We start from the raw sequence: 15,327 nt of genomic DNA on the forward strand, positions 1-15,327 counted from the left end.
AGGCTCTGCCTTGCCTAAAAACCAAACATACTGCTGCAAATTCAAACGCCAAAGGTCAACACGCCCTAGTTTAAAATTAAAAATAACCCCATACTGGCAAGCGTTGTGTAATAAATATTATGTGTTTTATAGGCAACAATAATGGCAACGATGGCTGCGCTTAAATAAGGGTTGTGCCAGTTTAGGTTGAGCCCGTCTTCATTTATAAAAATAATGGGTACCCAAATAGCGGTTAGTACAGCGGGTGCGCTAAAGCTTAAAAACTGCTGCATTTTAGGGCCCACTTTAAAACCAAGGCGTTGATGTAAAAATAAGTAACGAGTAAAAAAGGTAATACACGCCATTAATAATATAGTGAGCATCATAATGGGCTGTCCTTTTTTTGTGTAAGCCTTGTAGTAAAGTAGCCTGCACTCATTGCAAGTAGAGCAGCACAAACCAACCACAACTCAAACCCCGTGCTTTTTAAAACTGTGGCGCTAATACCCGCAACAATCACAGTAACCAGCGAGGCTAAATTTTTTATGCCCGGTACCACAAGCGCAATAAATGTAGCTGCAATAGCAAAGTCGAGCCCTAAATTTGTTAAATCAGGGAGCACACTTCCTGCAACTATGCCTATGAGTGTCCAAAGGTTCCATGCAATATAAAAACTAAAACCCGCGCTTAAAGCATATATTAGGCGCGCTTTTGTTTTATAGGCTTTGCGGTGATGCGAAAAGGCAAACAGCTCGTCGGTTAGTACAAAACTTATTGGTAAGCGCCACCGAAATGGCTGTGAAATAACTTTATGGCGTACGGCTAAACCGTATAAAAAATGCCGAGAGCTAATAATAAATGTGGTAAATAAAATAGTCAGTAAAGGGGTGTTACCGGCCATCAGTTCAATTGCAACTAATTGTGCAGAACCCGCGAATACAAGTAATGACATTGCTTGTGTTTCAAAGGCACTAAAGCCATTTTGAATCGCTAAAGAGCCACATAATATTCCCCAAGGAACGACCGCCAGGCAAAGCGGGAGCATATCAAAAAAACCTTTTAATACTGCGCGTTTAGTTATATTCATTAATACAAGTAAGTAATAAGTTTGTGCGTTTAGTGTGCCATAAATAGCGCTTTATGTAATATCATTAATGCAGCGGTAGTAAAACTTTGGAATAATGGCTTTAGTATCAAAATAATGTGTCAGAGCCTGGCAACAAGTTGAGGATGTATATGCAAAGTATAAAAGTATGGGATGGCTTTATAAGAAGCTTTCATTGGTTATTAGTGATTAATATTGCTGTGCTTTACTTTAGCATTGACGAGGGCATGATTGAGCTTCATTTTGTGGCTGGCTTTTTCGCAATCGCATTAATAGTGACCCGTTTAGTTTGGGGGCTGGTGGGCAGTAAAACGGCAAAGTTAAGCGCGTTACTGCACTCGCCAATAGCAGTATTTAAAGAGTTTAAAAACCCCATTAAAGGGGTGGGTCATTCGGCGCCAGGTAGCTATATGGTTTTGTTGTTTTTTGTACTTATTATCGTGCAGTTAGTGACCGGGCTAATGAGCAGTGATGGTATTTTGACTGATGGGCCTTTGGTTGAGTATGTGTCGAGCTCAACGGTTGATTTTGCAAATTGGCTGCACCGCCTTAATTTCGATATTTTATTTTATGCCATTTGTCTGCATGTTACTGCCATTGTTGTGTATAAAATAAAAGGAAAACCACTTGTCAAAGCAATGTTCACCGGTAAACAGGCTAACAGCGAGCAAGCCACTCAAACTAATATAGATAACACGAAAGCTCCTTGGTTGGCGTGGGCTATTTTTGTTGGATTGTTAGTACTACTGGCAGTTACGTGGGGCAAAGAACCACTTAGTTATTTGCTAAGTTAATAGCTAACAAAAAAACAAAACGGCGCATAAAGCGCCGTTTTAGTGTGCATTGTTTTAATTGTAATTAGTCTTTAAATTGCTTGTGGCAATCTTTACAGCCTTTGGCCCATGCGCCAAATGCTTTACCAATTACCGCCTTATCGCCAGATTGGGCTGCTAAAGCTAGCTTATCTGCATTGGCAGCAAAGGCATTGGCTTTTTTAACAAAGGTTGCATTATCAGACCATACATCAGCTAATGCTGCTGTATCACCTTTATCAGTGCCTTCGTAAAACGCTTCCCACGGCATTTTAGAAAGGGCTGCTGCGTTATTAGCGCGCATTTTAAATTGCTCTGCATCAAAAGGAATTTTACCTTTTAGCATCGCGCCCATATCGCTAATTTGAACTGAAATCATAGAAAACGCAGCTTGACGGTATTCAATAGCATCACTTGGCTCTTTAAATGCAGTATTTGCAGATACGCTAAGTGTACATGTTGCTAAAGCAACCCCTGCTAAAAATTGTTTTAATTTCATGTTTTGCCCCTGTAAGAAATTATATCTACTAATTAGACATCTTGAATCGATTACTTATTTTATTCAAGTGAAACTTTAATGTCTCATAGCTTGTTTTCTGAATATATCATTACAGTTTGTCAGTTTATTGTTAACGACTGTAAACAGCGCGTTGTTATTAAGTGCCCTGTTGTGTACCTTGAGTCATCATAAAAATAATTAACGAAGGAAGTTTATGAAGCATAATATTTTTAAAATGTCGGCACTTTCTGCCGCAGTAGTTATGACGCTAGCAGGGTGTGGCGGCAGCGACAATGACAATAATAGCCAAGTTGCTGTAGTAACTGATGTTGCACCAAAAGCAAGCGATGTAGCCGTTGCTGATTTAAAGCAATGGGTACCTGTAACTGCTGAGTTTAATGCAAGTGATAACGATGGCGATACACTTAGTTATACATTTACTGAAAATGGTGAAGCGGTTGAAGCGCAAGATGGCGTATATACTTTTAGCCATGGCTTACTAACAGTTGAAGGCGATACCTTTACTTACGTTCCTGTTTCAGGCGAAGACGCGGTAATTGATTACACCGCTAATGCAAATGGTAAGTCGGCGTCTGCGCAATTAACAATTAGTGATATTGCAACTGACCCGTTAGCTAATCAGCAATGGCACCTGCGTAACACAGGTCAAAAATCGTACGCGCTAAGCGATGAAATGAAACAAGGCCTAATTGATTTATATGTCAACCAATTAGGTTACAGCGAAGAAGAAGCGCAAACTATTTTTGACGAGGATTTTGCTGAATCAGAAGCAGAAGAATTGGTTGCTGGCGAAGATATGAACGTAGCAGCTGCGTACGCTCAAGGTGTTACAGGTGCTGGCGTAACGGCGGTTGTTGTTGACTCTGGTATGGAAATTCGTCACGAAGACTTAGTTGATAACGTGTTACCAAACCGTTCTTTAAATTTAGATGTTGATGTGTTGGATCGCACCGACCCTACAAGTCTGTCAAATAGCGGCGACCACGGTACCAGTGTTGCAGGCTTAATTGCAGCGAAAGGTTGGAATGGTAAGGGCGGGCGCGGTGTTGCACCAGATGCTGGTCTAATTGGCATGAACTACCTAGGTGGCGATAAAATTGAGCAAACTGATTTACTCGCGCATGGTTTCCCAGGTAGCGGTATTAGCACATCAGAAAATATTTCTGCGTTTAACCGCAGCTACGGTATTACATTCCCAACGTTTATTGGCTACTCAGAGCTAGATGAAGCTATCGAGTCATACCCTAACCTTAACCTTCGTGATGGTAAAGGTGCGCTAAACATGAAGTCGAGCGGTAACTCGTTTGTAGATGGTGGCGATGAAGGGTCATTATGTGCCGATAACGGCGCAAATGAGCTAGGCCTTACTTGTTATAACGGCGCGTTTGAGCCAAGCCAAGGTCATCCATATTACTTAAGCGTTGCAGCTGTAAATGCTGATGGTACGCATACAAGCTACTCAAGCGGTGGTGCTAACTTAATGGTTTCAGCCCCTGCAGGTGAATATGGGCGCTGGGCGCCTGCCATGGTAACAACTGATCAAATGACCTGTATTAATGGGTACTCAGGCTTTAATGGTAGCTCGATTACGGCATGGGCTGCAGCATATGGCGAAGACTTTGCTGCATCGCAATACCCATTCAACTACCCAGGACATGAAGATAACGCTAGCTGTAACTATACCTCTACGTTTAATGGTACTTCTTCGGCAGCACCTAATGCGTCAGGTGTAGTATCACTGATTTTATCAGCTAATTCAGAGCTAACATGGCGTGATGTTCGTCATATCTTAGCTACTACAAGCACAGTCAACGATGCAGAAGATGAAGTTGTAACGCTAAGCGTTGGTGAAGGTGAATTTGTAGCGCATGACGGCTGGGTTGAAAATGCAGCAGGTTATAACTTTAATAACTTATACGGTTTTGGACGTGTAGATGCTGGTGCTGCAGTTGCGATGGCAAAAGAGTACGACGTAGCATTAGGTGAGCAAGTTATTACAGATTGGAGTGGTGTTGGCTCTGTTGTTGAAGAAGAGGCCCTTACGCTAGAAATCCCAGATAACAGTGCCGCGGGTGTTACACAGCAAATCACTGTTGAAGAAGAGCTAAACATTGAAGCAATGCAGTTTAAGTTTGATGTGAGCAATACTGAAATGGGCTTTGGTTTAGCGGATGGTACGCAAACATCTGCTGGTACCGATTTAGCAATTGAAGTGACGTCTCCATCAGGCACACGCAGTGTATTACTAGCGTCTAAGCAAGCTCTATTTTACCCAGCTTATAGCTTTACTAACGGTTGGAACACTGGCTATGTTTTAAAAGATGCGGTACTACTGTCTAATGCTTTCTATGGCGAGACAACAAAAGGTACTTGGACTATTCGTGTTCTTGATGCTGCAGCAGATAGCTTTGCATTCAGCGATGGCGGGGATAACGGACTTGGTGCCGTAGGTATTTCAAATAACCGTGCCGCAAGCGTTTTAGAAGGCGTTTCGTTGAGAGCATTTGGTCACGCAGGTCAAGAGTAAGGAATATAGATATGAAAATGAATAAATTAGTTATTTTAGGTGCTGCTGCGTGTATTTCTCTAAGTGCAACAGCGAGTTCAGTAGCAGATAAAGAGCTGCAACTTCCAAAAAAGCCGGTAAATAGTGTGAAATACAGCAAAACCGCCTTTGGCTCTTACGTTGTAGAAAAAAACTTACGTTTAGTACCAACAAGTGTTGCTGCTGATGAGTATGTTGTTTCTACTAAAGGTGAGATGGCGGTTGTTGAGTCTTCTGAGGCTTCATCGTTAGTAACAAAAGGTACACTGGTACGTAATGTCCTAACAAACAACTTAACGTCGCTTTCTGGCAATATTACTGTTTTGCTTAAAGATGGCATGAACGCAACAGAGGTAGCTCAGCTGTCTGGCTTAAAGGTAGTGTCTGTTTTCCCAGGTACTAAAATAGCGGTTTTAGCTGTTAATGAGGGTCAAGATATTTTAGCTGCTGCAGAGCAGTTAAAGTCATCTGATTATACTAAAGAAGCGCGAATTGAAGTGTTAGAGACTATTTATACTGCACAATAAAATTAAAATGTTGTGATAAAAGCCCGAGAAAATCTCGGGCTTTTTTATTGCTAATCGTTAATATCAGCAAATATCATCCCTCGGCGCATACTACGTGTGGCCAAAAATACCTCGCCAAGTAGCGACATAAACCCACATATTAATAAGGCCATTGCAGCCACAAAACAGCTGGCAATTGTTACCCCTAAATTAATAGACTGAATGTGTGATAAAAACAACAGCATAACCACAGCACATACTAGCAAGGCGCTTAGCACGCTCATACTAAAAGCAATGTGAATACATCGAGAGCGCTTTAACAGGGCTCGCAGCTCTGTGGCTAGGGTTTTATTAAAGTCTTCATCGGTGCTTACCTTGAGTTTTCGCTCAAGTTGTCGCGCACGGTCAGTAATGCGGGCTAAGCGATTAGATAAAACCCCGAGCGTGGCAGCAATACCCGTAATTAAAAAGACTGGGGCGACGGCTGTCTGAATTACTTTAGCCATGGTTAAAATATTTATAACGTCGTTACTCATTCATTTTCCATAGAGAAGTTAGGTTTTGTTTACAGTGATTTACAAATTACAGAAATGGAAAAACTTATTTAAAATTAGTTTGTTGTGATGTTTTTGCGATGCTATTCCTGCTGTTTTGTAATCCACTTGTAATTGAGTTGTTGCTAGCTTGAGGGCTGTAGTTCTATATTAAAATCACAATTCTAATCACATTGAATTGAGTAAATACAATAATATAAAACTCACTCCAGGGGAAATAATGTCTAATATAACACTGAAAAGAACCGCTATTTCATCAGCTATAGGTTTAGCTATGATGTCATACGGTGCAGCCGCCGCACCTGATTTATCTAAAGGATATGTCCCAGAAACATCAAGTGTAAAAACATACTCTCAAGATAAAACCATTTCTACTAAAGCACGCTATATTATCCAGCTTGAAGACGAGCCGCTAGCAACCTACAAAGGCGGCATTGCAGGGCTTGAAGCAACCTCTGCAGCAGTAACTGGGGATAATAAAGTTAATCTATCTTCAGCACCTGCGTTAAAGTACAGCAGCTACTTAAAAGCAAAACAAAAAAGTGTAGCGCAAGTAGCCGCATCTGTTAGCGGTGGCTCGGTTTCACATTCATTTAGTACGTTATTCAACGGTATCGTGGTAGAAGGTGAGCAAGGTCAACGTGAAAAGCTCGCTAAACTTGCGGGTGTAAAAAAAGTATTTTTAGATACTGAGTACCACACATTAATGGATGCTTCTATTGATGTGATTAGAGGCGTTGAGGCATGGCAGGCGCTTGGTGGTCAATCTGAAGCTGGTAAAGGCGTTAAAGTTGCTATTATTGACTCGGGTATTCGCCCAGAAAACCCTATGTTTTCAGATGTGGGTTTTGCAGCTGCAGAGTTTAGTGAAGAAGAAGCGGCTTACATCGCAGAAAACCCCGATTACTGTCGTATAGAGGGTGGTGAAGCCGATTTTTGTAATAATAAATTAATAGTGGCGCGTGCATTTGGCCCAACACCAAGTGATGTTCACCCTGATGAATATATTGGTTCTCCACTCGGTTACGACGGTCACGGAACGCATGTTGCTGGTACTGCTGTAGGTAACCCAATTGAAATTACTTACCAAGACAATAACGTGTCAATTTCAGGTGTTGCACCAGCGGCACAGTTAATGGCTTATAAAGCGCTTTGGCACACAGCCGATGGACGAGGCAGCGGTACTACCGTTGCACTAATGGGGGCATTAGAAGCGGCCATTAAAGATGGCGCAGACGTAATTAATAACTCGTGGGGCGGTGGTGCAGGTGGTAATCCATCAAGCAGTGCATACAGTGATTTATTCACAGCTGCAGAAGAAGCGGGTGTAGTGGTTGTAACTGCAGCAGGTAACGATGGTAACGGCGCACAAACTATTGGTTGCCCTAGCTGTATTGAGTCTGGTTTAACAGTTGCCAATACGCAAACAGGGCGTTTCTTCTCTCAACAAATTGAAGTGGCAGGTGAAACCTATTTAAGCATTGAAGGAAGCAATGGTTTATTAACAGGCCCTATTTCACTTCCTATTATTTCGGCGCAAGTGATTGCTCCTGATAATTTTGAAGGGTGTGAAGAGTTTGCTGAAGATATCTCATTTGCAGACTCTGTAGCATTAATCTCTCGTGGTAGCTGTGCGTTTTCAGCCAAAGCTGAAAATGCGGCGAAAGCAGGTGCGACGGCGGTTATAATTCATAACAATGTTGCTGGCGGTGCAATGGGCATGTCTATGGATGACGCCACAATTCCAGCCTCAGCGATTAGCCAAGAAGATGGTTTAAGCTTGGTTGAGCTGTTAACTGCAGCTGAAGAGCCGGTTATTGCTTCACTCGACCCTAGTGTTAAAAGAACAATTCAAGAGAAATTTACTGATGCAGTAAACTCTTCAAGTTCGCGTGGTCCTAATGGTGAGCCTAGCTTCTTAAAACCTGATATTGCAGCGCCAGGTACAGATATTTTATCTGCGTACTCGCCAGATGAAGGTAATGGTATTACCTTTAATGCGATTACAGGCACAAGTATGGCAAGCCCTCATGTTGCTGGTGCAGCAGCATTGATGAAGCAAGCTCACCCAGAGTGGAATGCGGTACAAATCAAAACGGCGCTTATGAGCTCATCTAAAATGGATGGCCTACATAAAGAAGACTTAGTGACAAAAGCTGATGCATTTGATGTAGGTGCCGGTCGATTAGATATGCCTAATGCGCTAGAGGCAGCACTTACATTTGATCATGGCTCTTACGCCGATCCAAGTTGTTTAAGCGTTTGTAGCTTCTCAAATACCGTGCAAAATATGACTGATGTTGCTGGTGAGTGGACTGCAAAAGTAGTAACCGATATGCAAGGCGCTGAAATTACGGTTTCGCCTAGCACCGTTATGCTTGGCGCGCACGGTTCTACCTCTACAGACTCTGAAGGCGCAGAAACAAGCACTGACATGGCTGAATTTAACTTAGATATTGATTCAACATTTAACGATGTTAAAGGTTGGAACTTTGGCCATGTAGTGTGGACTCATACTGAGACAGGTCAAATCGCTCACTTACCATTTGCTATTTACGATAACGAAGCAACCAATAGCAGTGTGTTTAGTGCAACAGTCGATGCCGATTCTTTAAATTCTTCTACTCCAGCAAAAGTAGGTGTGCAATTTAATAATACTCTGTTCACTGACGAGCTATCAGTAAATGTAAAACTTGATGAAAATGCGGAACTTCTTAAAGGTGCTGCCCCTGTTGTTGAAGTGACTAATGGTGCAGGTGAAGTAACATTAAGTGAAGACAATAAAGAGCTAACCTGGACAGGTACATTGGGACCAAAAGAATTTGCTATTAACAGCAGTGATTTCTTAGGTACCTTCTCATTGGCTGATGAAGGCATTGAGCCACAAGCGTGTCCTGACGGGTGTGATGAGATAACTATTACGGTTGAAGCTGACTTTATTTTTGATGGGAAAGAGTACTCAGCATTTACTATCTCAGATAACGGCTTTATTGCTGTTGGTGCAGATGTAAATACAACTAACTCTTGGAGCCCTCAAGCAATGCCTAATGCACGTACACCTAATGGTGTTATTGCGCCGCTTTGGGCTGACTTTGATTTAGCGGGTGGCACGAGCGGTGGCGGTGATCTTTATGTGGCTAAATTTGATAGCGGCTATGTAGTTGTAGAATGGCATGACGTTGAACTTTGGGGTAGTTCTTTAGGTGATAAGTACACGTTCCAAGTGATCTTAAAAGAAGGCACTGATGAAGTTCGTATGAACTACATTGATGTGCCTGCTTTACCTGCGCCTTACTCAGCGGGTGTAGAGTCTGCTGATGGCAACGTAGGTGCAATGCTGGACACTGTTCCAACGGGTAATGCTATTGGTAGTGGCTACTTAGTCGATCAAATCAAAGGCGGTGTTGTTGATATTCAATATCAAGCTTTTGCAAAAGATCGCAGCCATTACACAGCCGCAGATGCAGTAGAAGTTGATGAAGAACAAACAGTGACTATTGATGTATTAGCTAATGATATGGCTGAGTCGCGTTTTGTATTTGACGCAGTAGCCTCTTCAGAAACAGAAAACGCAGAATTCTCTGCCCATAAAGGTGTAAGGATTAAAGGCAGCTTAGTGGCATCAACTGTTGAAGTGGTTTCAGCACCAGCAAATGGCTCTACAACCGTGAATGAAGATGGCACGATTGATTATACGCCAAATGCACAGTTCTCTGGTGAAGATAGCTTTACATACACAGTGCGTGAAGCATCAGGCACTAGCGCCGAAGAAACTATGGTATCAATCGTTGTTAACGATACCATTGCAGACCCTCAGCCAGTGACGCCAACACCAGAGCCTGAAAGCAATGGTTCATCGGGCTCACTAGCTTGGTTAACGTTACTTGCTGCGCCGTTTGCATTTATGCGTCGTCGTAAACAAAAGTAATATTATAACTAGCACGTTATTTTAAAGGGAGCCTCGGCTCCCTTTTTACATAGCTTCACAAACTAAATTACACCACGCTTTATTATTAGGTATATTTAATAGCACCAATAATAAAAACCATAGAGATTTCATAATGATTCGTTCTTCATTCACGCTAGCCGCGTTATCACTCGCTGTGCTAGCCGGGTGTGATAATGCGCCAAAAAGTACACCTTCAGATACAGCAACTACTATGCAAACACAACAAACAGAAAAACCAGTGAGCGCCGTGGCGCCAATTGCTAAAAAAGTACCTCATGAAATGACGATTCATGGCGATACGCGTATTGATGATTACTACTGGTTGCGTGATGACGAGCGTAAAGCGCCAGACGTTATAAGTTACTTAAATGCTGAAAACGCTTATACCGAGGCAATGCTTGCGCATACTCAAACATTGCAAGATAAGTTATTTGAAGAGTTGAAAGGGCGTATTAAAAAAGACGATGACTCGGTGCCTGTTAAAAAAGGCGACTATTTTTATTCATCGCAAACGCGTGGCGAAAACGAATACCCTACCTATGTTCGCAGTAGCGATTTTAAAGGCACTGATCAGCAAGTTATTTTAGATGTAAATGCGTTGGCCAAAGATCACGACTACTTTGCTGTAAGTGGCTTATCTGTAAGTACTAACGGAAATTTAATGGCGTATGGGGAAGACACCGTTAGCCGTAGAATTTACACCATAAAGGTAAAAGATTTAACCACAGGTCATTTACTCGAAGACACGCTTGAGGGAACAAATGGCGGCGTTATTTGGGCAAACGATAATAAAACCTTTTACTACATTAAAAAAGATGCACAAACCTTACTTGGCTATCAAGTTTTTCGCCATACGTTAGGTACACCGCAAAGCGATGATGAACTTATTTACGAAGAAGCTGATACAAGTTATTACACGGGTATTAGTAAGAGCAAAGATGGCTCAGAAATATATATTTGGCACAGCAGCACCAATGCCTCTGGTATGTCGGTACTCAGCGCAGATGATAATAAAGCAAAACCTAAGCGCTTAATTGAGCGTGAGGACGATCTAGAATACAGTATTTCAAAGCTTGGCAATACGTATTACATCGTCACTAACTTAAATGCGGTTAACTTTCAGCTTATGAAGGTGGATGTAGATAAAGCGCATGAAAAAGCAAATTGGCAAACGGTAATTGCGCCGCGCGATAATATTAAGCTAGAAGGCATTGATTTATTTAAAGACTACCTTGTATATCAAGAGCGAGAACTGGGTCAGTCGCGCCTTATTGTTCGCCATTTATCGACTGGAGATGAGCACACGCTAAGCTTTAACGACAGTGCCTATACCATTGCAAGCTATGGCAACAACGATATAAACAGCGACAAATTACGTGTTTATTATACCAGTATGACGACACCGGTTTCGTCGTACGATATTGACCTTAAATCAGGTGATAAAACCCTACTTAAACAGCAAGCCGTGTTAGGTGATTTTAACGCAGATAACTATGCCTCGGAGCGTATTTTTGTAAATGCGCGCGATGGTATAAAAGTCCCCGTAAGCTTAGTGTACCGTAAAGATGCATTTAAAAAGGATGGCACAAACCCATTACTGCAATATGGTTATGGCTCGTACGGCGCCACCATGGACCCTACTTTTTCAAGCTCACGTTTAAGCTTATTAGACCGTGGCTTTGTGTTTGCTATAGCGCATGTGCGTGGTTCGCAAATGTTAGGGCGCCCATGGTATGAAGACGGAAAGTTATTAACTAAAAAGAACACTTTTAACGACTTTGTTGATGTAACCAAATCATTAGTGGCACAAGGTTATGGCGCAAAAGACGAAATATTTGCCTACGGTGGTAGTGCTGGTGGTTTATTAATGGGCGCGGTGGTTAACCAAGCACCAGAGCTATATAAAGGGGTGGTCGCAGCAGTGCCTTTTGTTGATGTAGTTACCACTATGCTTGATGCAAGCATACCACTTACTACCAATGAGTATGGTGAGTGGGGTAACCCAAATGAAAAAGAGTATTACGATTACATGCTGTCGTACTCGCCGTATGATCAAGTCTCAAAGCAAGCGTATCCTAATATGTTAGTGACTACCGGTTTACATGACTCACAAGTTCAATACTTTGAGCCGGCTAAGTGGGTTGCAAAGCTGCGTGACTATAAAACAGATGATAATAAACTGCTGTTTAAAATAGATATGGAAGCCGGCCATGGCGGGGCGTCTGGTCGCTTTAAACGCCTAGAAGATACTGCGCTAAACTATGCATTTATGCTTGATTTAGCCGGTATTAAAAACTAACTAAATCAAAATTAAGTAATGTTCTAAAGGTATAGCCGTTGGCTATACCTTTATTTTTTGCGGCAAGTTAAAGCTAAACATAGTGCCTTTGCCCAGCTCACTTTGTACATTTATTTCACTGTCCATAAGTTTTAGTAACCCCTTACAAATAGCCAGCCCTAAGCCACCTTGTTGGCGCCCTTCGTTATTTGAATTTGAAGCCTGATAATGCGGATTAAAAATCGCGTTTAGCTCATCATGCTTAATACCCACGCCGGTATCAGAAACCTGCACAAATAATTGCTTTTCATCAATACGCTTAACGTTTACAGCTATGCTGCCGCCTTTAGGCGTGTGCCTTATTGCGTTATCAATTAAATTACTTAAAACACGCTCAAGTTTTGCAATATCGGCTACAACAGGAAAATCGCAAATTGCAGGTTCTACCGTTAAGTTAAGGCCTTTTTTCTCGGCGGTTAGAGAAAACTTAGCAATGCAATCGTAAATAAGCTCACCTAAATTAAAGGTTTCTTTGTGAATGCTTATTTCGCCGTTTTCTAAATGGGCTAATTCAAAAATTTGTTCAATAAGCTGTTTAAGCTGCGCGCAGTTATTAAGGGATACATGTAAGTATGCTTGTTGTTCTTGAACGCTTAATTGCGACCTCGATTGATTAAGCACCTCTAAAAACCCCTGCAAAGAGGCAAGGGGGGTTCTTAAATCGTGAGATAAGTGGGTAAGCAACTCCTTGCGCTGTTTATCGCTTTGCTCAAGTGCTTTAAATTGCTCGTCAATACGGGTAACCATCGCTTGAATGTTACGGCCTAAACTGTGCACTTCGTTACTTTTTTGGGTCGAATAGTTACTAAGTTTGGTATCGGTAAGGCTGTAATTAGCTGCTTCAATATTGCTTACATCACGGGCTAATCGCTGAATAGGGTTAGTAAAAAAGCGCAGTAAAATAAGCATCGCAATCAGTAAAAATGCAAGTGCAGCTCCAAGCCATAATGCGGCAAGCCATAGTTTGTCATTATTTTTAATTGTGTTTAAAGAGGTATCGTAAGCTTCACCGCCAATAATTACATACAAGTACCCTTGCAGCTTATCGTTATTAAAAACAGGCGCTACAGAGAATATTTTTTGCTGCGCTTTATTTCTTGGATCATCACCATAAATTGGCGCTGCAGCTGGGGTGTTAATCAGCTTTTTTAAGGGGGCTAAATTAATATGAGTGCGTTTAACTTTACCAGGCTCTGCTGAGTAAGTGAGGATTTTTCCGTTTTCATCTACAAAATAAAACTCAAATGCGGGGCCTAATAACATTAAGGTATGAAATAGGTTTTCTAGGGCTGCGTAGTCGTATACACCCTCTTTTATTAATGGGTTATCTTGTACTAAATGCTCAGCTAGGGCTAAGTGCAGGTTTTGCTCGCCATGATGTTTTGAGGTGAGCTCTAGTTGTTTACTCCAGCTGTAAACAAGTGCACAAATAAAACAAAATATAACCACCAACGACACGGCTAATTTTTGATACAAAGATAGGTTCATAATAAGGCTCTTAAGTAAGTTGGCTTGGATTTAGTTTGTAGCCAACGCCCCAAACGGTTTCGATAATAGGCGCTTGATGATGTAGCTCAAGTTTGGCGCGTAACCTATTTATATGTGAGTTAACGGTATGCTCGTACCCGCTGTGCTGATACCCCCATACTTTGTCGAGTAATTGCTGGCGGCTAAAAACATGGTTTGGGTGGCGAGCAAAATATACCAGTAAATCAAATTCAGTGGCGGTGAGGTTAAGTGCTTGTTCGTCTAAATAAACTTGATGTGAGCTAAATTCAATATTGAGTGAGCCGATATTTAGCCTTTGTTCGCTGCTCGGGCTGTCGTTTTCGTTATTTTGAATCGCTAGAAGCTGTGAGCGGTGGCGTAGTTGTGTTTTAACGCGGGCTTGTAATTCGCGAGCAAAAAAGGGTTTACAAATATAGTCATCAGCACCCATTTCAAGGCCAATTACACGGTCCATATCGCTACTGAGCGCGGTAAGTAAAATAACGGAAATGGTAGGGTAGTGCTCTTTAATTTTACGGCATAAACTCAAGCCATCCATTTGTGGCAGGTTTATATCCAGTAAAATAAGCCCGTAAGGTTGTTTTGCTATTTTTTTTAGTGCGAGCTCAGCGCTTACAACATGATCAACATGCAAATTTAACGCAGCAAGTTGAGTTGTTATTAATTGCCCTATTTCTCTGTCGTCTTCTACTACCAGTATTTTTTCGTGCCGCATGGTTAACCTCGTAAAAAAGGGACATCCGTGTCGCCTCACATCCCCATTACAAGCTGTTTTACTGTGTACGAGTGATCACGATTTTTGATACTGGGTTATCAAACTTATGTTCAGCACCTAGTGCAGAGTTTGATAAGCCATCTTGATTAGACACAACACCTGGGTGCATTGTGATTATATCGGCAATATCGTCGCGTATTTCGTTAAACCCTTCGCCGCCAGCAGCGGGACCAGGCACAGTGTCAGCTGTTTCTGTATTCGCTTCCGTACCTGCATCGTAAACGGACGTCGTTCGTGATATTGAACTGCCTACTTCCAATGTTGATACATCTACAGAACTAAGACCGGTAAAAGCGTCATTTGTATTCCCAAGCATGGCAGCAAAAGATAAATTAAGAACATCTTGTGCATCAACTAAAAGGGTTACAGAGGTTGTTTCGCCAGGGCCAATGCCGCCTTCAGCCGAGGCTGAAGCAAGTGCATTTTCATCGCTAAGGTACTCTTCATTAGCGCCGCTTTCAGCAATCATTTCTAAACCGACAGAAGCCGTCTCACCAAATTTCCATGGTGGGGTTTCATCAAATGCAATGACCGAGAGTGGTGATAGTGGTTGTCCAGCCGTTAAGTTACTAAAAGTGATAGTAAACTCATAAACAACAGGTTCGGGCTCTACAACAACCACAGGTTCTTGCTCTTCAATAGAGTCGTTATTATCGTTATCGCCACATGCGGCTAGTGAGCTGGCTAACAGTAAAATAAGCGCACTTTTTTTAAAATTAGAAAGAGATGACATAA

General features: G+C 41.9%; 12 protein-coding genes. 5 read left to right on the plus strand and 7 right to left on the minus strand.

The genetic code is table 11. From position 1 onward, the window contains the following. Positions 1–65: 65 nt before the first annotated feature. Together AN390_RS16240 and AN390_RS16245 are read right to left on the minus strand one after the other, a co-directional pair. The gene (locus AN390_RS16240) at positions 66–365 is read right to left on the minus strand and encodes an AzlD domain-containing protein (RefSeq protein ID WP_004589018.1); all 300 of its coding nucleotides are present in this window, start codon (positions 363–365) and stop codon (positions 66–68) included. Next, positions 362–1,066, minus strand: coding sequence for an AzlC family ABC transporter permease (locus tag AN390_RS16245; RefSeq protein ID WP_055255374.1), 705 nt, complete (start codon positions 1,064–1,066; stop codon positions 362–364). The genes AN390_RS16240 and AN390_RS16245 overlap by 4 nt, the downstream gene beginning before the upstream one ends. Before the next feature lie 149 nt (positions 1,067–1,215). On the opposite strand from AN390_RS16245, the gene AN390_RS16250 reads away from it, so the two are divergent. Continuing rightward, positions 1,216–1,878 carry a cytochrome b/b6 domain-containing protein gene (locus AN390_RS16250; protein WP_055255375.1) on the plus strand — a complete coding sequence of 221 codons (663 nt, stop codon included), beginning with the start codon at positions 1,216–1,218 and terminating at the stop codon, positions 1,876–1,878. Positions 1,879–1,942: 64 nt separating this feature from the next. Here the strand turns inward: AN390_RS16250 and AN390_RS16255 are convergent, their stop codons facing one another. Then, entirely contained in the window at positions 1,943–2,395 is a 453-nt protein-coding gene (locus AN390_RS16255; protein WP_024032101.1) for a cytochrome c, read from the minus strand. 214 nt (positions 2,396–2,609) lie between these two features. Here AN390_RS16255 and AN390_RS16260 point away from each other — a divergent pair, with 214 nt between their 5' ends. Next, the gene (locus tag AN390_RS16260) at positions 2,610–4,943 is read left to right on the plus strand and encodes a S8 family serine peptidase (protein ID WP_055255376.1); all 2,334 of its coding nucleotides are present in this window, start codon (positions 2,610–2,612) and stop codon (positions 4,941–4,943) included. Positions 4,944–4,954: 11 nt separating this feature from the next. Continuing rightward, the gene (locus AN390_RS16265) at positions 4,955–5,488 is read left to right on the plus strand and encodes a S8 family serine peptidase (protein WP_055255377.1); all 534 of its coding nucleotides are present in this window, start codon (positions 4,955–4,957) and stop codon (positions 5,486–5,488) included. A 50-nt stretch (positions 5,489–5,538) separates the two neighbouring features. Here AN390_RS16265 and AN390_RS16270 read toward each other — a convergent pair whose 3' ends face one another. Further along, entirely contained in the window at positions 5,539–6,003 is a 465-nt protein-coding gene (locus AN390_RS16270) for a DUF2721 domain-containing protein (RefSeq protein ID WP_004589012.1), read from the minus strand. Between the two features lie 238 nt (positions 6,004–6,241). Here AN390_RS16270 and AN390_RS16275 point away from each other — a divergent pair, with 238 nt between their 5' ends. Both AN390_RS16275 and AN390_RS16280 read left to right on the plus strand, forming a co-directional pair. Further along, positions 6,242–9,949: a S8 family serine peptidase gene (locus AN390_RS16275; RefSeq protein ID WP_055255378.1), complete on the plus strand. Its 3,708-nt coding sequence runs from the start codon at positions 6,242–6,244 to the stop codon at positions 9,947–9,949. 133 nt (positions 9,950–10,082) lie between these two features. Then, a complete protein-coding gene (locus AN390_RS16280) occupies positions 10,083–12,269 on the plus strand; it encodes a S9 family peptidase (protein WP_055255379.1) in 2,187 nt (728 codons plus the stop codon). Positions 12,270–12,311: 42 nt separating this feature from the next. Here the strand turns inward: AN390_RS16280 and AN390_RS16285 are convergent, their stop codons facing one another. The 3 genes from AN390_RS16285 to AN390_RS16295 are packed head-to-tail and all read right to left on the minus strand — an operon-like array spanning position 12,312 to position 15,325. Continuing rightward, positions 12,312–13,796 (minus strand): cell wall metabolism sensor histidine kinase WalK, encoded by a 1,485-nt coding sequence (locus AN390_RS16285; RefSeq protein ID WP_055255380.1) that lies wholly within the window; start codon positions 13,794–13,796, stop codon positions 12,312–12,314. Between the two features lie 10 nt (positions 13,797–13,806). Beyond that, positions 13,807–14,532: a response regulator transcription factor gene (locus AN390_RS16290; RefSeq protein ID WP_055255381.1), complete on the minus strand. Its 726-nt coding sequence runs from the start codon at positions 14,530–14,532 to the stop codon at positions 13,807–13,809. 58 nt (positions 14,533–14,590) lie between these two features. Beyond that, entirely contained in the window at positions 14,591–15,325 is a 735-nt protein-coding gene (locus tag AN390_RS16295) for a spondin domain-containing protein (RefSeq protein WP_055255382.1), read from the minus strand. Between the last annotated feature and the right edge of the window lie 2 nt (positions 15,326–15,327).

The sequence above is a fragment of the Pseudoalteromonas sp. P1-11 genome, assembly GCF_001399995.1.
Taxonomy (GTDB): Bacteria; Pseudomonadota; Gammaproteobacteria; order Enterobacterales; family Alteromonadaceae; genus Pseudoalteromonas; species Pseudoalteromonas atlantica.